At 72.6% G+C, this 24614-nt stretch carries 24 protein-coding genes and 1 tRNA gene; 12 read left to right on the forward strand and 13 right to left on the reverse strand.

Going from position 1 to position 24614, the window contains the following annotated elements:
- Nucleotides 1–458 precede the first annotated feature (458 nt).
- The 4 genes from ACWD3I_RS30030 (at nt 459) to ACWD3I_RS30045 (ending at nt 4385) form a co-directional block, all read left to right on the forward strand.
- The gene (locus ACWD3I_RS30030; RefSeq protein ID WP_365402943.1) at nt 459–830 is read left to right on the forward strand and encodes a DUF4333 domain-containing protein; all 372 of its coding nucleotides are present in this window, start codon (nt 459–461) and stop codon (nt 828–830) included.
- 19 nt (nt 831–849) lie between these two features.
- Nucleotides 850–1572 carry an ABC transporter ATP-binding protein gene (locus ACWD3I_RS30035; protein ID WP_365402946.1) on the forward strand — a complete coding sequence of 241 codons (723 nt, stop codon included), beginning with the start codon at nt 850–852 and terminating at the stop codon, nt 1570–1572.
- Between the two features lie 18 nt (nt 1573–1590).
- Complete coding sequence (locus ACWD3I_RS30040) at nt 1591–3603, forward strand: FtsX-like permease family protein (RefSeq protein WP_365402949.1); 2013 nt, start codon at nt 1591–1593, stop codon at nt 3601–3603.
- Between the two features lie 77 nt (nt 3604–3680).
- Nucleotides 3681–4385 carry a response regulator transcription factor gene (locus tag ACWD3I_RS30045; protein WP_365402952.1) on the forward strand — a complete coding sequence of 235 codons (705 nt, stop codon included), beginning with the start codon at nt 3681–3683 and terminating at the stop codon, nt 4383–4385.
- On the opposite strand, the gene ACWD3I_RS30050 is transcribed toward ACWD3I_RS30045, so the two are convergent.
- Both ACWD3I_RS30050 and ACWD3I_RS30055 read right to left on the reverse strand, forming a co-directional pair.
- The gene (locus tag ACWD3I_RS30050) at nt 4382–5791 is read right to left on the reverse strand and encodes a cytochrome P450 (RefSeq protein ID WP_365402955.1); all 1410 of its coding nucleotides are present in this window, start codon (nt 5789–5791) and stop codon (nt 4382–4384) included. The two genes, ACWD3I_RS30045 and ACWD3I_RS30050, sit on opposite strands and share 4 nt — an antisense overlap.
- Nucleotides 5792–5891: 100 nt before the next feature.
- Entirely contained in the window at nt 5892–6338 is a 447-nt protein-coding gene (locus tag ACWD3I_RS30055; protein ID WP_365402958.1) for a potassium channel family protein, read from the reverse strand.
- A gap of 140 nt (nt 6339–6478) precedes the next feature.
- Here ACWD3I_RS30055 and ACWD3I_RS30060 point away from each other — a divergent pair, with 140 nt between their 5' ends.
- The 6 genes from ACWD3I_RS30060 to ACWD3I_RS30085 all read left to right on the forward strand — a co-directional run bounded on the left by ACWD3I_RS30060 (nt 6479) and on the right by ACWD3I_RS30085 (nt 11662).
- Nucleotides 6479–6796, forward strand: coding sequence for an FmdB family zinc ribbon protein (locus ACWD3I_RS30060; protein WP_365402961.1), 318 nt, complete (start codon nt 6479–6481; stop codon nt 6794–6796).
- A 65-nt stretch (nt 6797–6861) separates the two neighbouring features.
- Nucleotides 6862–7641 (forward strand): hypothetical protein, encoded by a 780-nt coding sequence (locus ACWD3I_RS30065; protein ID WP_365402963.1) that lies wholly within the window; start codon nt 6862–6864, stop codon nt 7639–7641.
- Nucleotides 7642–7707: 66 nt separating this feature from the next.
- Nucleotides 7708–8565, forward strand: coding sequence for an SAM-dependent methyltransferase (locus ACWD3I_RS30070; RefSeq protein ID WP_451084219.1), 858 nt, complete (start codon nt 7708–7710; stop codon nt 8563–8565).
- Between the two features lie 30 nt (nt 8566–8595).
- Entirely contained in the window at nt 8596–10008 is a 1413-nt protein-coding gene (locus ACWD3I_RS30075) for a glutamine synthetase family protein (RefSeq protein WP_365402969.1), read from the forward strand.
- A gap of 1 nt (nt 10009) precedes the next feature.
- On the forward strand, nt 10010–11110 hold the full coding sequence (locus ACWD3I_RS30080) for an amidohydrolase family protein (RefSeq protein ID WP_365402972.1): 1101 nt from the start codon (nt 10010–10012) through the stop codon (nt 11108–11110).
- Between the two features lie 15 nt (nt 11111–11125).
- Nucleotides 11126–11662 (forward strand): NUDIX hydrolase family protein, encoded by a 537-nt coding sequence (locus tag ACWD3I_RS30085; RefSeq protein WP_266820233.1) that lies wholly within the window; start codon nt 11126–11128, stop codon nt 11660–11662.
- 10 nt (nt 11663–11672) lie between these two features.
- On the opposite strand, the gene ACWD3I_RS30090 is transcribed toward ACWD3I_RS30085, so the two are convergent.
- The gene (locus ACWD3I_RS30090) at nt 11673–11996 is read right to left on the reverse strand and encodes a DUF2218 domain-containing protein (protein WP_365402975.1); all 324 of its coding nucleotides are present in this window, start codon (nt 11994–11996) and stop codon (nt 11673–11675) included.
- A gap of 183 nt (nt 11997–12179) precedes the next feature.
- On the opposite strand from ACWD3I_RS30090, the gene ACWD3I_RS30095 reads away from it, so the two are divergent.
- The gene (locus ACWD3I_RS30095) at nt 12180–12905 is read left to right on the forward strand and encodes a TetR/AcrR family transcriptional regulator (RefSeq protein WP_365402978.1); all 726 of its coding nucleotides are present in this window, start codon (nt 12180–12182) and stop codon (nt 12903–12905) included.
- Nucleotides 12906–13006: 101 nt separating this feature from the next.
- Nucleotides 13007–14275 carry an LPXTG cell wall anchor domain-containing protein gene (locus ACWD3I_RS30100; RefSeq protein ID WP_365402981.1) on the forward strand — a complete coding sequence of 423 codons (1269 nt, stop codon included), beginning with the start codon at nt 13007–13009 and terminating at the stop codon, nt 14273–14275.
- A 6-nt stretch (nt 14276–14281) separates the two neighbouring features.
- Here the strand turns inward: ACWD3I_RS30100 and ACWD3I_RS30105 are convergent, their stop codons facing one another.
- The 10 genes from ACWD3I_RS30105 to tdh form a co-directional block, all read right to left on the reverse strand.
- Nucleotides 14282–15604: a DUF4132 domain-containing protein gene (locus ACWD3I_RS30105; protein WP_365402984.1), complete on the reverse strand. Its 1323-nt coding sequence runs from the start codon at nt 15602–15604 to the stop codon at nt 14282–14284.
- Between the two features lie 1254 nt (nt 15605–16858).
- Nucleotides 16859–16932, reverse strand: a tRNA-Pro gene (locus ACWD3I_RS30110).
- Nucleotides 16933–17013: 81 nt separating this feature from the next.
- The gene (locus ACWD3I_RS30115) at nt 17014–18306 is read right to left on the reverse strand and encodes an MFS transporter (RefSeq protein ID WP_365402987.1); all 1293 of its coding nucleotides are present in this window, start codon (nt 18304–18306) and stop codon (nt 17014–17016) included.
- An 83-nt stretch (nt 18307–18389) separates the two neighbouring features.
- Nucleotides 18390–18749 (reverse strand): MmcQ/YjbR family DNA-binding protein, encoded by a 360-nt coding sequence (locus tag ACWD3I_RS30120; protein ID WP_365402990.1) that lies wholly within the window; start codon nt 18747–18749, stop codon nt 18390–18392.
- 30 nt (nt 18750–18779) lie between these two features.
- A complete protein-coding gene (locus ACWD3I_RS30125) occupies nt 18780–19313 on the reverse strand; it encodes a GNAT family N-acetyltransferase (RefSeq protein WP_365402993.1) in 534 nt (177 codons plus the stop codon).
- Nucleotides 19310–19897 (reverse strand): helix-turn-helix domain-containing protein, encoded by a 588-nt coding sequence (locus tag ACWD3I_RS30130; RefSeq protein WP_365402996.1) that lies wholly within the window; start codon nt 19895–19897, stop codon nt 19310–19312. Before ACWD3I_RS30130 ends, ACWD3I_RS30125 begins: the two co-directional genes overlap by 4 nt.
- A gap of 48 nt (nt 19898–19945) precedes the next feature.
- On the reverse strand, nt 19946–21319 hold the full coding sequence (locus ACWD3I_RS30135; protein WP_365402998.1) for a B12-binding domain-containing radical SAM protein: 1374 nt from the start codon (nt 21317–21319) through the stop codon (nt 19946–19948).
- 36 nt (nt 21320–21355) lie between these two features.
- Nucleotides 21356–22258 carry a LysR family transcriptional regulator gene (locus tag ACWD3I_RS30140; RefSeq protein ID WP_365403001.1) on the reverse strand — a complete coding sequence of 301 codons (903 nt, stop codon included), beginning with the start codon at nt 22256–22258 and terminating at the stop codon, nt 21356–21358.
- Between the two features lie 37 nt (nt 22259–22295).
- Entirely contained in the window at nt 22296–23489 is a 1194-nt protein-coding gene (locus ACWD3I_RS30145) for a glycine C-acetyltransferase (protein WP_365403004.1), read from the reverse strand.
- Between the two features lie 27 nt (nt 23490–23516).
- Nucleotides 23517–24545 carry an L-threonine 3-dehydrogenase gene (gene tdh, locus ACWD3I_RS30150; protein WP_365403023.1) on the reverse strand — a complete coding sequence of 343 codons (1029 nt, stop codon included), beginning with the start codon at nt 24543–24545 and terminating at the stop codon, nt 23517–23519.
- Between the last annotated feature and the right edge of the window lie 69 nt (nt 24546–24614).

Raw genomic sequence — 24614 nt, forward strand, 5'->3', positions numbered from 1 at the left:
GCACGACACGCCGCACCGGACGGGTGGGCGGGACCGGACGGCGGGCACTTCCCGGCGCCGCGGTGCTCGGTGCGAGCGGAGCGGTCCTCGGACTGTCGGGTACCGCGAGAGCGGGCGAGGCCGGCCTGGCCCCGGCACGCCGGACTCTCCGCCGCCCGCCCCTCGGCCCTGCGGTCAGCTGTCGGACCACGGCCCAGGACACTGACGCGGAACCCCGAGCGACGGCACCATCACCTCGACTCGAGGCACCGAAGCCGACATGCCGGTCACCGCGGGCGCGGGCGCCGGACGGTCGGATCGGCCGAAAGGCCGACCCCGCCCGCCGCGGCCATGGCCGTATGGCCGAGGCGCGCGCCCGGGCCCGCGGGCGAGGCTGGAGCCACTTCGGAGCCGCCCGGAGCCGCCGCTCCGACGCCCTCGATCCGCCCCCTCCTCCCCTCCACCCGCAGGAGTTCACGATGCAGCGCAGCAAGTTCCTCGTCGGCGCCGTCGGCGGCGCGACCGCGGTCGTCGCCGTCGGCGGCATCGGCACCTACCTGCTCTCCGGAACCGAGTCGACCACCGGGCTCGACGACATCAGCACGGTGACCGTGGACGGCCACCGGGCCCTGTCGGCCGACGTCGTCGCGGGCCGCACCGAGAGCAAGTACCACCCGCTGCCCTGGGTCGGCGAGAAGGTCACGGGCGTCACCTGCCCGACCGGGCTGAAGGCGGTGGCGGGAGCCACTGTCACCTGCACCGGCAAGACCACGGACGGGAAGGCCGTCAAGATCCCGGTCGCCGTGGTCAAGGCCACGCATTCGTCCGTCACCTGGAATTTCGAGCGCTGACAGAAGGCCACATCACCCCATGAGCACTGTTCTGGCCGGTCGCGGCCTCGTGAAGAAGTACGGCTCCACCACCGCCCTCGCGGGCATCGACGTGGAGGTCGGCGAGCGGGACTCCCTCGCCATCATGGGCCCGTCGGGCTCCGGCAAGTCCACCCTGCTGCACACGCTCGCCGGGATCGTGCGCCCCGACGGCGGCCAGGTCCTGCTGCGCGGCGAGCGAAGCGAGATGGGGGTCCCCCCGGCCGAAGGCTGGGGGCGCATCGACAGGCTGGGCGAGAACCGGCTCAGCGCCCTGCGCCGCAAGCGGTTCGGGTTCGTCTTCCAGTCCGGCCAGCTGCTGCCGGAACTGCCCGCCGACGAGAACGTCGCCCTGCCGCTGATGCTGGAGGGCACCCCCCGCAGACAGGCCGTGGAACGCGCCCGCCGCTGGTTCGCCCCGCTCGGCCTCGACGGCCTGGAGCACCGCAGGCCCGGCCAGCTGTCCGGCGGACAGGCCCAGCGCGTCGCCATCGCCCGCGCCCTGGCCGTCGAACCGGACGTGGTCTTCGCCGACGAGCCGACGGGCGCCCTCGACCAGACCACCAGCACCGAGGTGATCCGTCTGCTCACCTCCGTCACCCGCGAGCAGGGTGCCGCGCTCGTCATGGTCACCCACGACGCCGACGTCGCCGCCCACTGCGACCGGGTCCTGCAGGTCCGCGACGGCCGGATCAGCAACTACAGCCAGTTCACGGTCGCCTGAGCCCCTCCCGGAGATGTGATGCGCTCCCCCGTCCTGCCCCTGACCTGGCATCTGGCCCGGTCCTCCGGCCGCCGCGGCCTGCAGAGCCAGCTGCTCGCGGCCGGTGCCGCCGCCGTCGGCGTGTTCGTCATGCTGGTGATGATCGCCGCCACGACCGGTTCCGCCGTCCGCGCCGACCGCACGGCCTGGCGCACGCCCGACGCCGTCAAACACGGCACGGCCGTCCAGGCGTTGGCCACGACGTACGTACGCCACGAGCCCGTCACGGTCGTGTCGCTGGCCCAGCTGCCCGACCGCGCCCGGACCCCCGCACCGCCCGGTCTCCGAAGCTTCCCGAAGCAGGGCGAGGTGTACGTCTCCCCCGCCCTGGCCGACCTGCTGCACAAGCTGCCGGCGGACCAGCTCGCCGACCGTTTCCCGAAGCCCGCGTCGTACGGCACGATCGGCTCCGCCGGTCTCGCCTCGCCGGACGAGCTGGTCGCCGTGGTGGGACGGGCGCCGGGCGCAGCCGCGGTGTCCCCGGCCGCCGAGGGCGGCGCCACCTGGTACGACATCGGACAGGCCGCGCGCGCCGAGATCTCCGGGTTCTCCGGCACCGAGCGGAGCCTGTTCACCGACTCCGACCAGGCGGCGTCCATGCTCGGCGTCGTGCTCCTGGGGATGCCCGTGGTCGTGCTGGCCTCCGCGGCCGGGCGCCTCGGCGCGGCCCGGCGCGAACAGCGGCTCGCCGCCCTGCGGTTGGCCGGGGCGACGCCGCGCCAGATCATCGCGATGACCGCCCTGGAGGCGGCGGCCGTCGGCCTGGCCGGCGCTCTCACCGGCGCGCTCGCCTATGCGGCCCTGCTGCCCGCCCTCGCGAGGATCCCGTACGGCATCGGCGGCTGGTACACGAGTCAGCTCTGGGTCGGGACCGGCTGGTTCACGACCGTAGTGCTGGGCGTCACCGCCCTCCTCACCGTCAGCGCGGTGTCGATGCTGCGCCAGGTGGCGACCTCGCCGCTCGGTGTGGCCCAGCAGGCGAATCCGAGGCGGACCCGGATGATCCGTCTTGTGTTGTTCGTGGGCGCCCTCGGCTACATCTGGGCGACCTCCGGCGGTGGCGGCCAGCTGAACAAGCGGCAGCTCATGACCCTTCTGCTGCTGTTCTACGGCACGTTCTGGCTGTTCGGCCCGTGGGTCGTGGACCGGCTCGGCCGGGTGCTGGGCCGCTTCGCCCGCCGTCCGGCGACCCTGCTGGCCGCGCGCCGGCTCAGCGACGACCCGCGGGGCGCCTGGCGTACCGTCAGCGGCCTGGTGCTGGCCGGGTTCGCGGCCGGGTTCTTCTCGATCAGCATGCTGGGCAGCGACACCGGGCAGTACCGGGACCAGGTCGCCGTGGTCACCGCCGACGCCGGCACCGCCCGGCATGCCGCGACCGAGGCCCGTACTCTCCTGCACCGGGCCGGTGTCACCGCGACCGTCACGGTCGGGCGGGACGACGACTTCGACAGCATGCTGGGCGGTGCACCGGGTGTGCTCGCCCATGTCTCCGGCGGCACGGAACATATCGACACCGCCGTCACCGCGCTCGCCCCGCTCGCCCCGGGCACACCGCCGTACTCCGGCGACTACGCCGGCGCGGGCGACAGCACCGCCACCGGACGGATCGCCCAGGTCAGCATCGCGACCCTGGCCCTGAGCTTCGTCGTGGCGACCGCCTCGGCGGGTCTGACCGCCGCCGCGAACGTCCTCGACCGGCGCCGCGTGTACGGCCTGCTCCGGCTGGCCGGCACCCCGCTCAGGGTGCTGGACCGGGCCCGGGTCCGCGAGACGGTCGTCCCGCTGGTGGTCCTGGCGGGCGGCACCACCGCGATGGGCATGTACGGCGCCGGCAAGCTCAACCAGGCGTTCGGCACCACGATCAACACCACCGGCCTCCTTCAGCTGGCCGCCTGCACGGTGCTGGGCGCGCTGGCGATGTTCGCCGCGATCAGCGCCAGCCGGCCGCTGCTGCGGAAGGTGACGGCCGATCCGGCGCAGACCGCGGACTGAACCGACCACCGCACGGCCCGCCGCCACGACAGCGGCGGGCCGTCCGGCCACCCGTATCCGTGAGGCATGATCGAGCCATGACCGCCCCCAGCCCGACCGGCGCCCCCGGCAGCCCCATCCGGGTGCTCATCGCCGACGACCAGGACATGGTCCGCACCGGCTTCCGCTTCTTCCTGAACGCGCAGCCCGACATGACCGTCGTCGCCGAGGCCGCCGACGGGGAGGAGGCGGTGGCGCTCGCCCGTGAACTGCGCCCGGACGTGTGTCTGCTGGACATCCGGATGCCGAAGCTGGACGGTCTGGCCGCCACCCGGCTGCTGGCCGGGCCGGACGTCGCCGACCCGCTGCGGGTGGTCGTGGTCACCACCTTCGACCTCGACGAGTACGTGTACGGCGCGCTGCGCGGCGGCGCCTGCGGCTTCCTCCTCAAGGACTCCGGTCCCGCCCTCCTCGCCGAGGCGGTCCGGGCCGCCGCGGCCGGCGACTCGCTGGTCTCCCCCTCGGTCACCGTCCGCCTGCTCAAGCATGTGACGGACGCCCCGCAGCCGGCCGCCGCCACCCGCCGCGCACCCCTGACCGAGCCGCTCACGGACCGCGAACTCGACGTGGTCCGGCTGGTCGCCCTCGGCCGCACCAACGCCGAGATCGCCGCCGAGCTGTACGTCTCCCTGTCCACGGTCAAGACGCACCTGTCCAGCGTCCAGCTGAAACTGCGGGCACGGAACCGCGTGGAGATCGCCGCGTGGGCCTGGCAGCACGGACAGGTCACGCCCGGCGCCTAGTCTCCCGAACGGATGAGCCCCGTCAGATACCGCCACAGCGACGACCGCCGCTTGACGGCCGGGTCCTGTGCCTCCGGTACGCCGGTGGCGGGCGCCTCGGCCGGTACGGGCTCCGGCACGAACGTACCGGACAGCTCGTAGCGCACCGGCAGGGATCGCAGCCCTCGCATGAACGGCGAGGAGCGCCACGGCAGTTGGTCCACCGGCAGGGCGAGCTCCAGATGACCGAACCGTTCGACGATGCGGCTCACCCCGGCCGCCGCGATCGTCGACGCCAGCTCCCGGGCCGGGCACTGACGGGGCCCCGCACCCCACGCGAGATGCGCCCGGCTGCTGATGCTGGAGGAGCCCGGTGCCATCTGCCCGGCGAACAGCGGGTCGGCGTGCGCGGCGGCGGAGGAGACCCACACGGGGTCACCGGCGTGGATGGTGTAGTCGCCGAGCGGGGTGTCCGCGGCCGCGAACCTCGGCACGAAGTTGACCAGCGGCGGCTTGCGCATGACCACCCGGTTCATGGTCTCGCGGACCATGCCGGCGGACAGCGTCTGGCGCACCCCGCCGTCGCCCTCGCCGGAGATCACCTCGACGACGGTGTTGGAGATGAGGATGCCGACGTGGTCGGAGGTCATGCCGAGCAGCATGAACAGTTCGCGGGCCAGTTCGTCGACCGTGAGGTCCGGGTGGGCGGCGAGCAGATGGGAGGGGAAGTCGTCGCCCGGCTTCTCCCGCTTCGCGGCGGCCAGCTCCGAGAGCGTCACCAGCAGCCGCGCCAGGGCGGGTTCGGCGTCCGGGCCGGCGTCCAGCACCCGCCACATGTCCATCAGGGCGTCGTCGCCCTGCGAGCCGGGGAAGCCGAGGAGATGGCTCGCCGCCATCAGCGGCAGCGGGCGGGAGAACTGCGCCGACAGGTCGGCGAGGCCCGTACGGCCGCCCTGCGCGAGCAGGCCGATCAGCTCGTCGGCGTAGCCCGTGACGGCGGCCTTGAGCCGCTTGGCCTGCGGGTGGCGCGGGTCCTGGAAGGGCCTCAGGGCGGTGTCCCAGGCGCCGCGGAGCCGGGGGTAGCCGGGACCGCCCTGGATCAGTACGTGGTTGACCTCGAGGGAGGGGCCGAGCGGCCAGTCGGCGGGCACCCGGCCCTCGGTGCGGGCCCGCCAGTTCTCCAGTCCCTTCGGCCAGCCGGCGTCGTCCTGGAGCACCTGGAGCGACTCGCGGTAGCCGAGCACGAGCCAGGCGGGCACGCCCAGCAGGTCGACCGGCGCGACCGGACCGTGGCGCTCCCGCAGCCGCTCGTAGACGAGCGCGGGGCGCGTCTCGTAGTCCCGCGTCAGCAGGGGTTCGGGAGCCAGGTCCTCCAGCCGTGCCCCGCCCGACGTGGACTCCTCCTCGTCGACCACATGGAACTCCATCGTGCTGTCGCCCCCCTTCGGCGCCCGCCCATGACAGACCGCACGGGACCCTACCCGAGGCGTCACGGGCGTCAAGTGCCGGGGTACTGACCGGTAGGGATCAGTGCCGTTCGCCCTTCCCGGTCACCAACTGCTCCAGCCGGTCGAACCGTTCGTGCAGGGCCTGGACCGTCTCGTGGCCCAGTCGGTGGCGGCGCTTCTGCTCCCGGCCGACGAACCAGGTGGCCAGGGCCGCGGTGACCATGCCGTACGTGGTGATGCCGACGACCATCACCACCGAGCCGACGACCCGGCCCCACGGCGTCACCGGGAAGAAGTCGCCGTATCCGACGGTCGTCGCCGTCTCGATCGACCACCACAGCGCCTTCGGGTACGACGTCAGATTGGCGCCCCGCGCCCCGTCCTCGGCGGCCACCACCGCCCACGAGCCGAGCAGCATCACCACCACGAGAACGGCCGTGGCACCGCCCGCCGCCTTCAGATGCAGCGAGCGCCCCTCCCGGGCCAGCAGCAACTCGACGGCCCTGGTCAGGAATCCGGGCAGCATGGCGACTCCTTCGGGTGCGGGCGCTTGGAGTCAGTGTCGATGGCGGTGCGCGGGCGGGCATGCCGGGCGGCTCGTTCGAGTTGCCGTGCGCCGCACGCCGTCATCTGCTGGGGTCGACGCCCCCACTCGACGGAGGAGCCATGCCGCCGGAGCCCCGATCGGTGCCGGAGACCTTCGCGTTCGCCTGCGGAGACTGCGGCCACACCTGGGAGGCCACCTTCCAGGTCATGTTCTTCACCGACCCGCTGGACGCCTCGGGCCTGACCACACAGGAGTACGTCGACGAGGCGGGCAGAGCCATCAGGTCGCCCCTCACCGACGCGGTCTGCCCCGAGTGCGGCGGCCGCAGGGTGAGCGTCCTGGAGGCCGGGCACGCCCAGCACGCGGAGCCGGAACCCCGCACCCGCCACAAGCACCGCCTCCACCTCCCCCACCGCTCACCCGAACGGTCCGACTGAGCTGGTGAGCAGCGCGGGCCGGTGATGCGCTGAGGGCACACCCACGCCCCCAGGAGGCATCCGCGATGACCCGTCGTCCGTCCCGACCCGCCCGCGTCCTCGCCCCGGCCCTGGCAGCGACCGTGCTGCTGGCCTGTGCGGCCTGCTCGGACGACGACAAGGACGCCGGCACCTCGGCCATCGGCGCCTCCCCACTGGCCGCCGACTCCCCGACCGCCTCCGCCGCGGCCCGTCTCACCGAGGCCGGGGCCCGCCAGGCGCTCATCACCGAGACCGACCTCGAGGACGACTGGACACAGGTCGAGGACGCCGCGACCTGGCGCGACAGCCTGCTCGTCGGCAAGGTCGACGTGGCCGACTTCCTCACCGCCGAGGCGGACGCCGCGGACTGCCAGAAGCTCCTCGACGGCCTCTACAGCGACACGCTGCTCGGCGAGCCGTCCGGCGCCTCCGCGCTCACCGGCTTCAAGGAGGAGGACTCCCGGCTGCTCTACCAGGTGGCCGCCTACCGGCAGGCGGGCCTCGACGACTCCCTGGCCTGGCTGAAGTCCCTGCCGACGAAGTGCGACCAGTTCACCGCGGTCGACTCCGCGGGCGACAAGCGCACGGTCCAGGTCATCGAGGCCTCTCTGCCCGAGGAGGGCGACGCTCGGCAGGGGCTGCGGGTGACGGTCCAGGGCACGTCCGGCGGCACCCCGGCCACCCTCACCCTGGACGTCGCCGCCGTACGCGTCGGCACGGACGCGATCACGGTGACGGCCGGCGGCCTGGACGGCGACGAGGACGACTCGGTCGAGGACGCGGTGCGCGCGGGCACGAAGCGCCTCGACGACGTACTGAGCTAGGACAACCCCTCTTCCCCGCCGCCCACTTGAGCCGATTCCGGGACAGCTTGATCATCCGGCGGCACAATGGCGCCGACGGCCTGCGGCGCCGCAGTCGTCGGGGCGAGGAGAGGACGAGACGTGAGTGACACCCCGGACGTGCCGTCGAGGCTGAACACCGATGTCGCGCACAACGCGCGCGTGTGGAACTACTGGATCGGCGGCGAGGACAACTACGAGGTCGACCAGCGGGTCGGCGAGCATGTCGCCGGGATGTTCCCGATCATCCGGGCCATCGCCCGCGCCGACCGCGACTTCCTCGGCCGGGCCGTGCGCCACCTCGCCGCCGAGCGCGGGGTTCGCCAGTTCCTGGACATCGGCACCGGCCTGCCGACGGTGGACAACACCCACGAGATCGCCCAGCGCATCGCCCCGGACGCGCGGATCGTGTACGTCGACAACGACCCCGTCGTCCTCGCCCACGCCCGCACCCTGCTCGCCGGCACCGGCGAGGGCGTCACCGCCTACATCGACGCCGACGTCCACGAGCCGGAGGCGATCCTCGAACGCGCCGCGCACACCCTGGACTTCACCGAGCCGGTCGCGGTGATGATGCTGGGCATCCTCAACTTCGTGCTCGACCACGACAAGGCGCGGGACATCGTCCGCCGGATACTGGCCGAGGTCCCCTCCGGCAGCTGCCTGGTGCTCACCCACCCCACCTTCGACGACGCCCTCGGCGGCGCGGGCCAGATCCCGGCCATGAAGTTCTGGAACGAGAACGCCACCCCGCCGATCACCGCCCGCAGCGGCACCGACATCGCCGCGTTCTTCGACGGACTGGACCTCCTCGAACCGGGTCTGGTGTCGTGTTCGCAGTGGCGCGCCGAGTCCGACTCCCCGGGCGCGGTACCGCAGTTCGGCGCGGTGGCCGTGAAACCCTGACGCGGAGGCCCAGCCCGTCGTGGAGGACGTATGACACCCCTTGCCGACCCCGCCGATCCCGTACCCGGCGGACGTCCCGGTGACGTCGACCGTGCCACCGCCCTGAGCGACGAACTGGCCGGGACAGGTGTGCACGGCGTCGTGCTGTCCTACGTCGACACCGCGGGTGTCGGCCGGGTGAAGACGGTCCCGACGGCCAAACTGGCCTCGGCTGCGGCCTGGGGTGTCGGCATGTCCCCGGTCTTCGACACCTTCCTGGCGAACGACTCCATCGTCACCACCGACGTCCTCGGCTCCCCGGACGGCGACCTGCGCCTCTACCCCGACCTCGACCGACTCGTGGTCCTCGCCGGGCAACCGGGCTGGGCCTGGGCCCCGGTCGACCGCGTCACCCAGGACGGCGAGCGGCACCCGGGCTGCACCCGCACCTTCCTGCGCCGGATCGTCGCGGACGCGGAGCAGCGGCACGGCATCACCTTCAAGGCGGCCGTCGAGATCGAGTGGGCGGTCGGCCAAGGCCCGTCGGCCCAGGGGGACTTCGTGCCGGCCCTGTCGGGTCCGGCGTACGGCGCGATCCGCCAGGTCGAGGTCAGCGACTACACCGCCGACCTGCTGGCCGCGTTCGCGGCACAGGGCGTCGACGTCGACCAGCTCCATCCCGAGTACGCGGCCGGGCAGTTCGAGGTCTCGGTGGGTGCCCTGGACCCGGTGGCGGCGGCCGACCGGAGCGTGCTGGTGCGGCAGACGATCCGCGCGGTCGCCGCGCGCCACGGGCTCGTGGTCTCGTTCGCCCCGGCGGTCCTCGCCCAGGGCGTCGGCAACGGCGGCCATCTCCATCTCTCCGCCTGGCGCGACGGCACGAACCTCCACTCAGGCGGCGACGGCCGCCACGGCATGACGGCACAGGCGGAGTCCTTCGCGGCCGGGGTGCTGACCCACCTCCCGGCCCTCACGGCCGTCACCGCCCCCAGCCCGGCCAGCTATCTGCGCCTCAGGCCCTCCCAGTGGGCAGGGGTGTTCACCGCCTGGGGCCGCGAGACCCGCGAGGCGGCGGTACGCGTCGTCACGGGCACCCTCGGCCTGCGCGACCAGGCGGCCAATCTGGAGGTCAAGCCGGTCGACCTGGCCGCCAACCCGTATCTGGCGCTGGGGAGTGTGATCGCCGCGGGCCTGGACGGCATCACGTCGTCCGCGCCGCTGCCCGAGGAGATCACCGGCGACCCGGCCCGCCTGGAGGCCGGCGCCGCGACGGCCCGTGGCGTGCGCCGGCTGCCCACGTCGCTGGCGGAGGCGGTGGTGGAGTTCCGCGGGGACAAGCAGCTGCGCGGCGCCCTGGGCACGGTTCTCGCCGACGCCGTGATCGCCGTACGGGAAGGCGAGATCGCGGCCGTGGCCGGACTGGACGACGACCAGGTCGCGGCGGCGTACCGCTGGAAGTACTGACATGGGCGCGGTCCACGAGGCGCTCGCCGCCCTGAGCCTGGTCGACCACCACTGCCACGGTGTCGTGACCGCCGACCTGGACCGGCCCGGCTTCGAGTCGCTGCTGACCGAGGGCGACCGCTGGCCGGGCGGCTCACCCTTCGACACCCCGGTGGGCGTGGCCGTACGCCGCCACTGCGCACCGCTGCTGGACCTGAACCGGCACGCCCCGCCGCGGGAGTACCTGGCGCGGCGGACGGAACTGGGCTGGCGGGAGGTGAACCGCCGCTTCCTGGCCGCCGCGGGTACCGGTACGTACTGCGTGGACACCGGATTCGGTCCGGCCGAGCTCGCCGCGGACGACGTGTACGAGGTCGTCCGGCTGGAGAGCGTCGAGGAGGCGATGGCGGCCCAGGGCGTGGAGCCCGACGCATACGCGCAGGCCTTCCTCTCGGCCGCGCGGAAGGCGGTGGGGCGGCCGGGCGTGGTGGCGGTGAAGTCCGTGGCGGCGTACCGGACGGGCTTCGACCTGGATCCGGCCCGTCCGTCGGCGGCGGAGGTCGAGCGGGCGGCGCGGCACCGGCTCGCGGTGGGCGGGCGGCTGGAGGACCCGGTCCTCGTACGGAACCTGCTCTGGACGGCGGTCGACCTGGGCCTCCCGCTCCAGCTGCACACGGGGTTCGGCGACAACGACATCCGGCTGCACCGGGTGGACCCCACGCACCTCACGGACTGGCTGCATCTGAGCGCCGGTACGATCCCGGTACTGCTGTTGCACTGTTGGCCGTACCAGCGGCAGGCCGGCTATCTGGCGGCGGTCTTCGAGCAGGTGTACCTCGACGTGGGCCTGACCTTGCACCACGTCGGCCCGGCACGGGCGCGGGCGGTACTGGAGGAGGCGCTGGAGATCACACCGTTCCGCAAACTGCTGTACAGCTCCGACGCGTACGGTCTGTCCGAGTTCTACGCGCTCGGCGCGCTGTCCTTCCGCAAGGGCCTGAGCGAGCTGCTCCAGGCCCGGGTGGACGACGACGAGCTGAGCCTGTCCGACGCACTGCGGCTCGCAGAGTGGGCGGGAGCACACAATGCCCATCAGGTCTACCGCCTTTCCGGCCCCTCCTGAAAGTATGATCAAGCAATGTCTGACATGACCGAAACCACGCCCGGCTGGCTGACTACGGACGACCTCGAGCAGGCGCGCGCCCGTATGCCGATCCTGTACGTCGAGGCCGTGCCCGTGCGCGTCGACGACAGCGGCGAAGTCACCAGCGTCGGCCTGCTGCTGCGCATCGGCTCCGGCGGGACGGTCAGCCGGACGCTGGTCTCCGGCCGTGTTCTGCACCACGAGCGCGTCCGCGACGCCCTCATGCGGAACCTGGAGAAGGACCTCGGCCCGGTGGCGCTGCCCCGTATCCCGGCGGCCCCGCAGCCCTTCACGGTGGCCGAGTACTTCCCGACGCAGGGCATCACGCCGTACCACGACCCCCGTCAGCACGCGGTGTCACTGGCCTACGTCGTCCCGGTGACCGGCGACTGCCGCCCCCGCCAGGACGCCCTCGACCTGGTCTGGTTCAGCCCCCAGGACGCCGTGTCGGAGGCGGTGCAGAGCGAGATGCCCGGCGGGCACGGGGTGCTGCTGAAGCAGGCGCTGGCACACCTGGGCTGCGCGGTCTGACCGACCGGCCCTATTCGGCGTTGCGCTGGGTCGTGCCCGGCTCGCCCGTGTCCCGCCGCCACTCGACGACCAGCTCGTCCTTGGTGCCGAACCGGACGAGATGCCGTCCCACCACGTCCTCCAGGACGGCGAGGTGCTCGGCATCCGTCTCCACCGCGAGCAGCAGGGCACCCTCGGTCGCGGTGAGCGTGCCGGTGCCGTTCTGGAACACGATGCCGCCCTCCCCCGAGTCCTCGTCCCAGCTCGTCTCGCTGCGGCGGCTCAGGTGGGAGGCGAGTTGTTTGGCGTAGCGGTGGGGGCGGTCGGTGGCGACTCGGGCTTCCGATCGGGGCATGGAGGTACTCCAGCTGTGGTGGCGGATGCCGACGGGTCGATAGTGCCGGATGCGGGCCGCGCCCGGCCGTCCGGCGCCGCAAGCTATGGATTCCGGGGCCGTCGGATGCCCGTGGGACATGAGGACGTCCGCAATACGCCATGAGCGTATGTTTACGTTGCATACGTCCCCTGGAGGCGGGTCATGGCCGAGGACCCCGGCGAGGCTCCGGCGCGCCGCGCGAGCGACCCCGGTCGCTACGGCCGCCTCAGCCGCGAGCGGGTCCTCGGCGGCGCCCTGGAACTCGTCGACCGCGACGGCCTCTCCGCGCTGAGCATGCGCCGCCCGGGCGCCGAGCTCGGGGTCGAGGCGATGGCGCTGTACCGGTACGCGGCGAGCAAGGACGCCCTGCTCGACGGGCTGGTCGAGGCGCTGCACGTGGAGCTGGAGGAACGGCTGGCCGCGCAGGCCCCCGCCGCCACCCGGCGTGCCGAGCTCGGCCGGATCGCGACGGCGACCTACGACGTGTGCCTGGCCCACCCCCAGGTGGTGCCGCTGCTGTCCATCCGCATGTCGGCGGTCCCACTGGCCCGGCGGCCGCTCGCGACGCTGCGGCACCACGAGCGGGTGATCGGACTGCTCCGGGAGGCCGGACTCGACGCGGACCGGTCCGCCGCCGTGTTCCGCGCCTTCACCGGCTGGGTCCTCGGATACGTGTCCGTCGAGCTCCAGGCCATGGTGGACAACCCCGAGGAAACGGATCCCGGGTTCCGGCTGGGCCTGCACCACATGCCGCCGCGGGAACTGCCCCGGTTGCGCGAGGTGGCGCCCGCGCTCGCGGAGCGCGGGGGGCCGCAGGGGCTGGCGGCCGGTCTGGACGCACTGCTCGGGCGCTTCACACGAGCGAACCGAGACCTCACGGATCCCTGAGGAGTACAACCATTCGGCGAGCGCTGACGTCTCACTCCCGGGAACTCGCGTTCCCCCTAGTTCGACCGTCAGCCACCGTCGATTCACGCAAAGGGACCCGCATGTTCCAGGCCGTTCCCGGCTCTCGTACGCTCCGACAGACCACCGGTGCGCTCGGCGCCGTCGCGCTGATGGCACTGGGCGCCACGCCCGCCGTCGCCGACGACCCGGCGCCCGAACTGGTGCTGGGAGAGATCGCGCCCGTGACGGGGCTGAAGCCGGGCAGCGCCTTCGACATACCGGTCTCCTTCACGAACACGGGCACCGAGGCGCTCGGCAAGGTCTGGCTGTCGTACTCGCTCACCCAGGGGCTGAGCCACACCGAGCTGCCCTCCAACTGCGCGCGCTACGAGGTCGGTTCCTTCGACGAGGCGCCCAGCTACTCGTACGCGGTCTGCGAGTTCGACCAGACCGTGGAGCCCGGGGTCGTCTACGCGCCCGAGAAGTCACCGGAGTTCAAGGCCCTCGGCAAGGCGTACACCGATGAACTCCGCGCCGTCGTGGCCGCGGACGACCCCGCGCCCACGGAGGGCGTCGACGAGGGGCCGGTGCCCGGCACCGGGCCCGCCGTGAAACTCGTCGAGCGTCCCGACGCCACCCCGGCCGCCCCGGGCTCCGGCGAGCACGAGGGCTGGGACGCCGCCGACGTGCCGGTGAACGCGGTCAACACGGCCGACTTCCAGGTGAGCGGTGCGAAGTTGAAGGGCAAGGTCGGCGAAACCCTGGCCTTCGAGGTGAAGTTCACCAACGCCGGACCCGCGTGGGTGCGCAGGGAGTCCGGCACCGGTGCGACCAAGGTCATCGTCAAGATGCCCGCCGGGACGACCGTGACCAAGGCCCACGGATTCTGCGACAAGATCGCGGCCCGTACCTACGAGTGCGGCACCAGCCAGGCCTGGGTCGACCCGGGTGACGGCGAGACCTACACCTTCAAGCTGCGGATCGACAAGGAGGTGTCCGGAGCCAAGGGCTCGGTGAAGCTGGCCGGTGAGCCCAGGCCGTTCGACGAGAACACGGCGAACGACACCGCCGCCATCCTCCTCGACGTCGCCGGCAGCGGCGGATCGACGGGCGGAGGCGGCTCCGCCGACGGGGGCGGGTCCACGGGCGGCGGGGGCTCCACGGCCACTCCGAGCGCTGACCCCACCGACGGCGGCGGCTCCACGTCGTCCAACGGCGGGTCCACCACGGGCGGCTCCTCCACCCTCGACGGCGACCTGGCGAGCACCGGCTCCTCCTCGACGCTGCCCCTCGCGGGCGCGGCGGCCGCGGCCGTCGCCGTCGGAACCGGTGCCGTGCTGGTGGTGCGACGCCGAAAGGCCCGCCAGTAAGGGTCCTCAGCCGCCCCTGTTGATCTGCCGCAGGATCGTCTCGTCGCTGATCTTCGTGTCCGCGGCGAGAAGCTGCGCCTTGCTCAGGATCAGCGACAGCCGGTCGTCCTCGAACGGCAGGAACACCTTGCCCTCGGCCCTGCGGCGCGCCGGGACGATGCACAGATAGGAGTCGTCGGGCTCCATCAGGATGTTCGCCGATCCGAGGTGGATCCGGTACGTCCGCAGGTCGCCGCGCACGCTCAGCCAGCGGCCGGCGATCGAGCACCGCTCGGCGATCTTCAGGCGCGGCAGGATCCGTTCCAGTACCTCGCGGCGGACCTCGGCGCTCGCCGTCAGGTCGCCGAAGCCGGCCCTCCGCCAGTAGGCGGCGTGACGGCTCTCGCCCCGGTCGCTCCACTCGGGATCCGCCGCGATCGAGGTGACGCCGACGAACAGATCGACGTCGCGCATCGCCTCGCTGAACACCAGCGGCTCCACGTCGGCCAGCGGAGTCTCGCGCCAGCGCCGGCCGTCCCGTCGTTCGAAGCGCACCTGGTCGGTGGCGGCGCGCTCGACGTCGTGGCCCCCGTCGTCCGCGGGTTCGTGGTGGAAGCAGACCCGCCACCGGCCGTCGGCGAACTCGGCCCGGGCCTCCCCGTCCCGACCGCCGTCGTAGTGGCCCAGGAAGGTGGTCTGCCAGCCGCGCTCCTTGAACAGCGCGTAGAGCTGCCGGTAGTGGACGATGTGGGCGGCGAACCGGTTGGAGTGGACGCCGGTCTCCTCCTCGGCCGGAGTGAGCAGATAGAGCTCCCGGAAAGCCTGCTTGAACGGCTGCCGCAGCCGCTCGCCGACGATCCGCTCCCGCCATGCCCCGATCTCGTCCACCGACGCCCGGATGGGGTGCCACAGCCGCACCCGCTCAGGCCGGCCGTCCGGCCGAGCGGCCGGCGCCACGGCGTGCCACTCCCCGTCTGCGCCCTGGAACTCCCAGATCAGGCCACGCACGAGCACACCGGTGACCGGGTGGTCGCGGTAGTGACGACACCATGCGTCGTACGGCCATTCCCGCGCCGCCGACATCAGCGCCTCGATCCGGCCACGCTCCCCCGCCAGCGTGCCGCGCACCTCTCTGACCAGGGTCCTCAGTTCCTTGAGCTCCTCCGGGAACCCGTCCTTCAGCGCGGCGGGCGCCGTGCGGGACGCCCGCCCGTCGGGGGCGGTGAAGCCGATCCGTACGGTCCTCGCGTCCTCGATCTCCACCCGGACCCGGTGGCCGCCCGTCTCGCGTTCCAGCGAGCCGTCCGCTGCCAGGCCGTGGTCGGGCACGCTGCGCTCGACGAGTTGCACCGGGGTGATGCCCTGCCGCCGTGAGTGCGGTGTCGAGCTGCTTGCGCAGACCCCGGTGCCTGATCCGGGACCGGAGCCGCCACAGGGATTCCAGGGCGGTCGGGTCGTCGATCTCGGCCAGCGCGTTGATCGCGGCGCCCGCGAGCTTGAGGTCCTCGGCCACGCCGGGCTGCCGGGCGGCGCCGGTGCGCAGCGCCAGGGCGTCGAGGTACGGCACCGCGGCCGGGCCGTCTGTCAGGGCGGCGGCCCAGACCGTGCCGCGCGCGAGGTCGCCGTCGTTCCGGTGGACGACGTAGTGGTAGTGGTGGTCGCCGTACTCCCAGGCGGTCTGCCGCCCGTGTTCCCTGCTGCACAGCGGTTCGCCCTCGGCCAGGGCCCTCAGCGTTTCGGCGACGAGGTCGCTCCCCGATGCCGCTTCGACGGCCGTCAGACACGTCCGGCGCCAGCGCTGTGTGGGACGCGGCGCCGTCAGGCCGGCCAAGTGCCGTATGAGGCCGGACAGTTCGGCCCCCGGGGTGGCGGCCGCGCGGGCACGGAGCGGAGCGGCCCACGGCGCCTGCTCGGGGAGGAGCCCCTCGGGGATCTCCGCACCGTCCACGAGCGCCAGCAGGGCGCGGAGCCGACGGGCGAGGGAGGAGGCTCCCGATCCGATCTCCGTGTCCAGGAGCTCCGTGTGCGCCCACCGCAGCCAGGGCGCGATCGTACGGAGGCCCTCGTCGTCCAGACCCTCTGCGGCGGTCAGGGCGGACCCGAGCGCGTTGGCGAACCAGAAGCCCATGTCGTACTCGGCGGAGCGCAGCAGCATCACCGCGACCTCGGCGGGCGTCCACCCGCGCACCCGCCCGACCAGGGCACCGATCTCGGAGTCGTACTCCCACAGTGTGTCGCCGAAGCTCGCGGCCAGCAGCAGGCTCAGGACCGCGGCCCGGCCCTCCTCGTCCCCGCAGGCGGCGAGGCCCGCGTCGATCTCGGCTTGTATCCCCGCGTACCGCGTGTCGGGCTGCTCGGGCGTGTACGGACCGTGCAGACCCGCCCCGAACTCGGCTCGCTGACGTTCCAGAAGATCGACGAGCCACCGCGCACGGGCGAGCGCGCCCGCCCGCACGTCGTCGAACGGGTCGTTCCTGCGGGCCTCGGCCGCCAAGGTGTCGTAGAGCATGGCGGGATGATGACAGGAGGCACTGACAACGCGATCAAGCGACGCAACGGCAAAGGGCCCCCACAGGCTCTCGCCTGTGAAGACCCTTCACACCGTCGGGACGACAGGATTTGAACCTGCGACCCCTTGACCCCCAGTCAAGTGCGCTACCAAGCTGCGCCACGTCCCGGTGTCCGTCTGACCTGGGCTTTCGCCCGGCCGAACGTGCAGGGAAACAATACCGCACTCGGGTCGGTGGTCGCGCACCCGTTTATTCGGGGCCGGCGGTCCGGGGGCGGGCGTCGGCGCGCACGAGATCACGTATCGCGGGGACCGAGAGCAGGGCGGCACAGACGACGAGGCTGGTCGCACCGGCGACGAGGAGCACGTGGTCGGCGCCGAGGACCGCGGCGGAGGGGCCGGCGAGGGCCTGGCCGACGGGCATCAGGGCGAGGGAGCCCGCCACGTCGTAGGCGTGGATGCGGTTGAGGGCGTCGGCCGGGACCTGGGTCTGGACGCTGGTCGACCACATCACGCTCCAGAACGCCATGCCCACCCCGGCGACCGCGGCGCCGGCCGCCATGGCCGGTACACCGAGGCCGGCGCCGACGCTCGCCGGGAAGGCTCCGAAGCCGACCAGGGCGATCGCCCCGGCGCGGAGCATCCGGCGGGGGCGCAGTCGCAGGGCGAGCAGTCCGCCGATCACCGTGCCGGCGCCGAGGGCGGAGTTCACCAGGCCGTAGGCGCGTGGGCCGTGCTCCTGGACCACCTCCGTGGCGACCAGCGGGACGGTCGGGCCCGAGACGGCGATCATGTAGAGGCCCCAGATGGCGATCACGCCCCAGAGCCAGGTGCGGGATCTGAACTCCCGCCAGCCCTCGACCAGATCGGCCCCGAAGGTGCTGGGGGTGTGCGGGGGCCGGCCGTCGTCGGGGGCGCGCGCGGGCAGGCGGAGCAGGAGGAGGCACAGGGCGCTCACGGCGTAGGTGGTGGCGTGGGTCGCGAAGACGCCGCCGGGTGAGGCGAAGCCGACGAGCACACCGGCGAAGGCGGGGCCCGCGAGCTGGGCGCAGGCCTCGGCGACGCGTATCGCGCCGTTCGCGCCCTGGACGTCGGTGGCGAGGCGGCGCACCGTGCTCGCGACACCGGGCTGGAACAGGGCGCCGGCCACGCCGTTGGTGAATCCGATGGCGCAGATCTGCCAGAGCACCACATGCCCGGAGAAGAAGAGCGTGGCGGCCAGGGCCTGGGTGCCCACGCGCACCAGGTCGGCGCCGATCATCAGCCGGCGGGTGTCGAAGCGGTCCGCGATGACCCCGCCGAAGACGACGAACCCGGCGAAGGCGGCCGCCGTGGCGGCCATGGCGAGGCCGACCGCGCCCGCCCCGTACCCGTGCTGGAGCAGGCCCGCGGCCAGGGCGACGGGCAGCATGGTGTCGCCGAGTCCGGCGACCGCCCGCGCGGCGAAGAACAGGGCGAAGTCCCGCGACCAGACGGTGCGACTCGCCGGCTTTCTCCCCTGGTCACCGGCAACGCGCTCGGCGTGCGACGACGTCCCGGTCACCTCTCGCGCCCTCCCCGGCAGGTCCGCCCCGGCTCTCACGGCTCCGGATCATGCCACGGGGGCCGACGGCGTCCGAGGGATTTTCAGTCCGCGGCCGGTCTTCCCAACTCGGGGTGGCTGTCGATGAGTCGGGGCGGGGCGGCCTGGCGCCAGGAGTCGGCCAGGATGTCCCGCAGTTCGTCCTCGTCCTCCAGCGCGGCGAGCCGGGCCCGCACCCAGGCGAACTGTGCCTCGTGCTCGGCGATCCAGAACTTCTCCGGCTCGGCCAGCACCAGTTCGTTCCGCTCCTCCTTGGGGCAGCGCACCGCGAGGGACGTCTCCTCCTCGGGCAGCGTGGCGAACATCTTGCCCGCGACCCGGAACGTGGGCATGCTCCAGGCGATCTTCTCCGAGGTGTCCGGCAGGGACAGGGCGATACGGCGTACGTCTTCGGCATCCGGCATGGCAGGCACCGTAGCGGCTCGCACTGACAATCACCTGGTGGGAGCGGCTGCTCCCAGTTGCTTGAAGTAGAGCGTGGTGGGCCTCAGCACCCCGGCCGGGTCGGCCGCGTAGTCCGGGATCACGCCGGCCCGGGTCCAGCCGGCCGTCGTGTAGAGGTGCTCCGCCGGGCTGTCGGTCTCGGTGTCCAGGTGGAGGAGGGTGACGCCGGCCGCGGCGGCCGCCTCCTCGGCGGTCGTCAGCAGTCGCCGGCCGAGGCCGCGGCCCCGGGCGTCCCGGTGCACCATCAGCTTCACCAGTTCGGCGCGGTGACGGCTGTTGGGTTTGTCGGGGAAGGCCAGGCCGACCGTGCCGACCACCTGTTCGCCGTCGTGGGCCGCCCAGATCGCGAGCGACCCGGCGGCCACACCGGCGGCCCGCTCCTTCCACCAGGCGGTGGCCTCGGCGTGGTCGAGGGGGCCGAGGAAGCCGATCGAGGCGCCCCCGTCCACGGTGTCGACCATCAGGCCGGCCAACGCGTCGAGCCGGTCCAGGACCTCACTCTCGTCCAGGCGTGTCACGCTCACGGCAGCACCACCGCCAAGGCGTAGCGCACCGGCTCGGGCCCGGCGCACCGGAACCGCGTCGGCCCCCACACCCGCAGCCGAAGGCAGTCGCCGGTGTCGAGGTGGTGCTCGACGTCCTGAGCGGTCACGTCGAGCGCCCCTTCCAGGACCCAGATGTGCTGTTCGAGGCCGGGGACGGGCGGCCGGTCGTAGGCGATGTCGGCGCCCGCGGCGAGCCGCCCCTCGACGAGTTCGCCGCGCAGCCCGGTGTGCGGCGGGGACACGGACCGCCGCAGGAACCCGGAGGCCCGGTCCTCCCACACCAACTGCTCGGCGGCCCGCACCAGCAGCGCGGGCTCGGCCTCGACCTCGCTGAGCAGCTGGGACATGGTCCGCCCGTACACCCCGCACAACCGGTTCAGCAGCTGGGCGGTGGGGCTGATCTCCGCCCGCTCGGCCCGCGACAGGGTCGACCTGCTCACTCCGCTGCGCTCCGCCAACTCCCCCAGCGACCAGCCGCGTTCGGCCCGCAGCTCGGCGAGGCGGGCGCCGAGCCGGGCGTCGACGGGGTCGGGCCCGGTCTCGACGACGACATCCTGCTTCATATCCGGGATGCTATCCCGAATACGGGACGACGGTCATCGTGACCCCTCTCACTCCCGTCCGCCGAACGCCGCCAGCGTCCGCTCCAGTGCCGGCATCGCCCGCACCACCCGCTGCGAGCGGATCAGCAGGTCCCACGCGGGCTCGAACTTCTTCCAGCCGCCCGAGTAGGCGAGGTGCCGCAGCCGCTCAGGACGGCCCGGCTGGGCCGCCGAACCGCGCCAGATGTTGGACCAGCGATAGAAGTCGCGGTACGCGCGCCAGTAGCCGTCCTCCAGCTGGCGTGGCGTCATCCCCTTGGGCCGGTAGACGACATGCCGGGTGTCGTACAGGTCCCAGTCGCGGTGCACGATCCGGTCCTCGGACTCCATCTGCTTCCACAGCCCCGTCGACGGATAGGGCGTCATGATGTGGAAGGTCGCCGTCTCGATGCCCTGCTCGACCGCCCACGCGACGGTGCGGTCGAAGACGTCCGGGCCGTCCTGGTCGAGCCCGAACACGAAACTGGCGTTGACCATCACCCCGGCGTCGTGCAGGCGCCGCACCGCGGCCGCGTAGTCGGCGCCGATGTTCTGGTTCTTGCGGCGCTCGGCGAGGTTGGCGTCGTTGACGGTCTCGAAGCCGACGAACAGGCTGCGCAGCCCCGCCTCCACGGCCTTCTCCAACAGGTCGGGCTTCAGTACCGAGTTGACCGTGCCCGCCGCCTGCCACAGCCGCCCCATCCCCTTCATGCCGTCGAACAGGGCTTCCGCGAAGCGCCGGTTGCCCAGCAGGTGGTCGTCGAGGAAGTAGAGATGGCGGCCGGGCAGCCGGTCGATCTCCGCGAGGGCATCGTCGACGGTCTGGGTGTAGAAGGACTTGCCGCCCTCGAAGAAGGCGTCCTTGTAGCAGAAGTCGCAGTGGTGGGGGCAACCGCGCGACACCACGATGGAGTTGGGGACGAGGTAGAGGTGACGCTTGATCAGGTCCCTTCGGATGGGCGGCAGTCCGGCCAGTGTGCGCTGGGTCGAGTCGTAGCGGCGGGCGGGGACTCCGTCGCGGAAGTCCTTCAGGAACAGGGGCCAGGTGTCCTCACCGGGACCGGTGAAGATCGTGTCGGCGTGGGCCGCCGCCTCGTCGGGGAGCGAGGTGACATGCAGACCGCCCATGGCGACATGCACGCCCCGGGCCCGGAAGTGGTCGGCTATCTCGTAGCTGCGTCGGGCCGAGGTGATGTACGGCTGGACGACCAGGAGGTCGGGGGTGTCGAGGGCCTCGAGATCGATCCGCTCCACGTGTTCGTCGTGGAGGGTGATCTCGTCGTCGGGGTCCAGATAGCCGGCCAGGGTCGCCAGGCCCAGGGGCGGGAACAGCGAGTACTTGATGGGCCGGAACAGCGGGCTGGTCGCCTCGGTCAGGGCCGGGAGGATCATCGTCACGCGCATGACAGCCCAGACTGCTTTCGGCCGGTGGCCGGTTCCCTACGGCTGGGACGCCTCCCCTAGCGCTTCCAGCACCGGACGGATCAGCGGGTGCTCCTCCGCTCCGCGCCGTACGGCCGCGAAGACCCGGCGGGTGGGCGCGACGCCGTCGACGGGCCGTACGACCACGCCGGTCAGATCCATGCCGATCAGCGCGGACCGCGGTACGAGCGCCACGCCCGCGTCGGCCGAGGCCAGGGCGACGACGGCCCGGAAGTCGTCCGAGGAGTGCTCCAGGCGGGGCTGGAACCCGGCACTCTCACAGGCGAGGACCACCACGTCATGACAGGGGTTGCCCGGGTAGGGGCCGATCCACGGGTCCTTGGCCAGCTCCGCCAGCGGCACCTCGCTCACGTCGGCCAGCCGATGGCGTACCGGGACGACCGCGTCGAAGGGCTCGGCGTACAGCGGAAAATGGGACAGCCGGGGGTCGTCGGCGGGCGGCGCCCCGCGGTACTCCACCGCCACGGCGACGTCGACCTGGCGGTCCAGCACCATCGGCAGACTGGCATCGCCCTCGGCGTCCTGGACGCGGATACGGATGCCGGGCGCGGTGTCGGCGAGACGGGCCACCGCGGGGGCGACGACCAGGGCGATCCCGGTCGCGAACGAGGCGACGGTGACCGTGCCGGCCTGCCCCGTGTCGTACGCGGCCAGCTCGGCCTCCGCCCGCTCCAGCTGGGCGAGGACGGCGTTGGCGTGGCCGAGCAGGATCTCGCCGGCCGGGGTGAGTCGTACGCCCTTCGCACCGCGCTCGACCAGGCGGCGCCCGGTCTCCTGCTCCAGCGCCGTGAGCTGCTGGGAGACCGCCGAGGGGGTGAGGTACAGCGCGGCGGCAGCCGCCGTCACCGTGCGGTGGTCGGCCACCGCACGGAGGATGTGGAGCCGCCGCGCTTCGATCATGAGATCGATTGTCTCAAATGCCCCCGTGCGCTCCGGCTCAGCCCTCCAGCTCCGCCCGCGCCGCGACGAAAGCGTCGACGGCCCGGTCGACGTCGTCCGTGGAGTGGGCGGCCGACAGCTGGACGCGGATGCGCGCCTGGCCCTGGGGGACGACCGGGTACGAGAAGCCGATCACGTACACGCCGCGCTCCAGCAGCAGCTCCGCCAGGCGTCCCGCCCTGCCCGCGTCCCCGATCATCACGGGTGCGATGGCGTGGTCGCCGGGCAGGATGTCGAAGCCTTCCTCGGTCATACGGCGGCGGAACAGCGCGGTGTTCTCGGCGAGCCGGACGCGCAGGTCGTCCGCCGACTCCAGCAGGTCGAGCACCTTCAGCGAGGCGGCGGCGATCACCGGCGCGAGGGTGTTCGAGAAGAGGTACGGGCGGGAGCGCTGGCGCAGCAGGGCGACGATCTCCGCACGGGCCGCCACATAGCCGCCGGACGCCCCGCCGAGCGCCTTGCCCAGCGTGCCGGTGATGATGTCCACGCGGTCCATCACCCCGTGCAGCTCGGGAGTGCCGCGGCCGCCGGGACCGACGAAGCCGACGGCATGCGAGTCGTCGACCATGACCATGGCGTCGTAGCGGTCGGCGAGGTCGCAGATCTCGCGCAGCGGCGCCACATAGCCGTCCATCGAGAACACGCCGTCGGTGACGATCAGCCGGCGGCGCGCGTCGGACGCGTCCTTCAACCGGGCTTCCAGGTCGGCCATGTCGCGGTTGGTGTAGCGGAAGCGGCGGGCCTTGGACAGGCGGATGCCGTCGATGATCGAGGCGTGGTTGAGGGCGTCGGAGATCACCGCGTCCTCGGGGCCCAGGAGCGTCTCGAAGACACCGCCGTTGGCGTCGAAGCAGGACGAGTAGAGGATCGTGTCCTCCTGGCCCAGGAACGCCGAGAGACGTGCCTCCAGCTCCTTGTGCACCTCCTGCGTCCCGCAGATGAAACGCACGGACGCCATCCCGTAGCCCCAGCGGTCGAGTGCCTCGTGGGCGGCGGCGACCACCTCGGGGTGGTCGGCGAGACCGAGGTAGTTGTTGGCGCAGAAGTTGAGGACCTCGCCGGGGCGGCCACCGGCGGTGACGGCGACGGCCCTGGACTGCGGGGTGCCGATGACGCGCTCGGGCTTGTGCAGACCGGCGGCGCGGATCTCGTCGAGGGTGGCGCGCAGGTCGTCGCGCACGGAGTCGAACATCTCAAAGCTCCTAGAAAAGCAGGTGACTTACGCAGTCCAGTCGAGGATGACCTTGCCGCCGCGGCCGCTCTCCGCGTCGGCGAAGGCCGCCTCGAAGTCGCGGTAGCCGTACCGGCCGGTGATCACGGGGGCGAGGTCGAGACCGCCCTCCAGGAGCACCGACATCGCGTACCAGGTCTCGAACATCTCACGGCCGTAGATGCCCTTGATGGTGATCATCGAGGTGACGATCCGTGCCCAGTCGACCGGGAACTCCTGCGACGGCAGGCCGAGCATGGCGATCCGGCCGCCGTGCGTCATGTTGGCGATCATGTCACGCAGCGCCTCGGGCCGACCGGACATCTCCAGGCCGATGTCGAAGCCCTCGCGCAGCCCCAACTCCCGCTGCCCGTCGGCGATCCGCCCCCGCGCCACATTGAGCGCCAGGCTGACGCCGATCTTGCGGGCCAGCTCCAGCCGCTCCTCGCTGACGTCGGTGACGACGACGTTGCGGGCACCCGCGTGGCGGGCGACCGCGGCGGCCATCAGCCCGATCGGACCGGCGCCCGTGATGATGACGTCCTCGCCGACCAGCGGGAAGGACAGCGCGGTGTGCACGGCGTTGCCGAACGGGTCGAAGATCGCGGCGACGTCGAGGTCGACGGGGACGCGGTGCACCCAGACGTTGGCGGCGGGCAGGGCGACGTACTCCGCGAACGCGCCGTCCCGTCCGACGCCGAGCCCGACCGTGGCCCGGCACAGATGGCGGCGCCCGGCGAGACAGTTGCGGCACTTCCCGCACACCAGGTGGCCCTCACCGCTGACCCGGTCGCCGACGGCGATGTCGGCGACGTCCCGCCCGGTCCCGACGACCTCGCCCACGAACTCGTGCCCGAGCACCAGCGGGGTACGGATCGCCTGCTGCGCCCAGCCGTCCCAGGACCGGATGTGCAGATCGGTACCGCAGATGCCGGTGCGCAGCACCTTGATCAGTACGTCGCCGGGTCCGACGGCGGGCTCCGGGACGTCCGCGAGCCACAGCCCGGGCTCCGCCTTCTCCTTGACCAGCGCCTTCAACGCTACGGCTCCTGTGGGTGCGACCCCGTGCGCGGACATACCGAAGAAGCCCGCGTCCGGGGAGAGGGG

This window comes from Streptomyces sp. NPDC002817 (assembly GCF_053592055.1).

Coding starts and splice junctions, on each gene's coding strand:
- ACWD3I_RS30030 (WP_365402943.1), top strand. CDS start 459: ATGCAGCGCAGCAAGTTCCTCGTCGGCGCCGTCGGCGGCGCGACCGCG.
- ACWD3I_RS30035 (WP_365402946.1), top strand. CDS start 850: ATGAGCACTGTTCTGGCCGGTCGCGGCCTCGTGAAGAAGTACGGCTCC.
- ACWD3I_RS30040 (WP_365402949.1), top strand. CDS start 1,591: ATGCGCTCCCCCGTCCTGCCCCTGACCTGGCATCTGGCCCGGTCCTCC.
- ACWD3I_RS30045 (WP_365402952.1), top strand. CDS start 3,681: ATGACCGCCCCCAGCCCGACCGGCGCCCCCGGCAGCCCCATCCGGGTG.
- ACWD3I_RS30050 (WP_365402955.1), bottom strand. CDS start 5,791: ATGGAGTTCCATGTGGTCGACGAGGAGGAGTCCACGTCGGGCGGGGCA.
- ACWD3I_RS30055 (WP_365402958.1), bottom strand. CDS start 6,338: ATGCTGCCCGGATTCCTGACCAGGGCCGTCGAGTTGCTGCTGGCCCGG.
- ACWD3I_RS30060 (WP_365402961.1), top strand. CDS start 6,479: ATGCCGCCGGAGCCCCGATCGGTGCCGGAGACCTTCGCGTTCGCCTGC.
- ACWD3I_RS30065 (WP_365402963.1), top strand. CDS start 6,862: ATGACCCGTCGTCCGTCCCGACCCGCCCGCGTCCTCGCCCCGGCCCTG.
- ACWD3I_RS30070 (WP_451084219.1), top strand. CDS start 7,708: ATGGCGCCGACGGCCTGCGGCGCCGCAGTCGTCGGGGCGAGGAGAGGA.
- ACWD3I_RS30075 (WP_365402969.1), top strand. CDS start 8,596: ATGACACCCCTTGCCGACCCCGCCGATCCCGTACCCGGCGGACGTCCC.
- ACWD3I_RS30080 (WP_365402972.1), top strand. CDS start 10,010: ATGGGCGCGGTCCACGAGGCGCTCGCCGCCCTGAGCCTGGTCGACCAC.
- ACWD3I_RS30085 (WP_266820233.1), top strand. CDS start 11,126: ATGTCTGACATGACCGAAACCACGCCCGGCTGGCTGACTACGGACGAC.
- ACWD3I_RS30090 (WP_365402975.1), bottom strand. CDS start 11,996: ATGCCCCGATCGGAAGCCCGAGTCGCCACCGACCGCCCCCACCGCTAC.
- ACWD3I_RS30095 (WP_365402978.1), top strand. CDS start 12,180: ATGGCCGAGGACCCCGGCGAGGCTCCGGCGCGCCGCGCGAGCGACCCC.
- ACWD3I_RS30100 (WP_365402981.1), top strand. CDS start 13,007: ATGTTCCAGGCCGTTCCCGGCTCTCGTACGCTCCGACAGACCACCGGT.
- ACWD3I_RS30120 (WP_365402990.1), bottom strand. CDS start 18,749: ATGCCGGATGCCGAAGACGTACGCCGTATCGCCCTGTCCCTGCCGGAC.
- ACWD3I_RS30130 (WP_365402996.1), bottom strand. CDS start 19,897: ATGAAGCAGGATGTCGTCGTCGAGACCGGGCCCGACCCCGTCGACGCC.
- ACWD3I_RS30135 (WP_365402998.1), bottom strand. CDS start 21,319: ATGCGCGTGACGATGATCCTCCCGGCCCTGACCGAGGCGACCAGCCCG.
- ACWD3I_RS30140 (WP_365403001.1), bottom strand. CDS start 22,258: ATGATCGAAGCGCGGCGGCTCCACATCCTCCGTGCGGTGGCCGACCAC.
- ACWD3I_RS30145 (WP_365403004.1), bottom strand. CDS start 23,489: ATGTTCGACTCCGTGCGCGACGACCTGCGCGCCACCCTCGACGAGATC.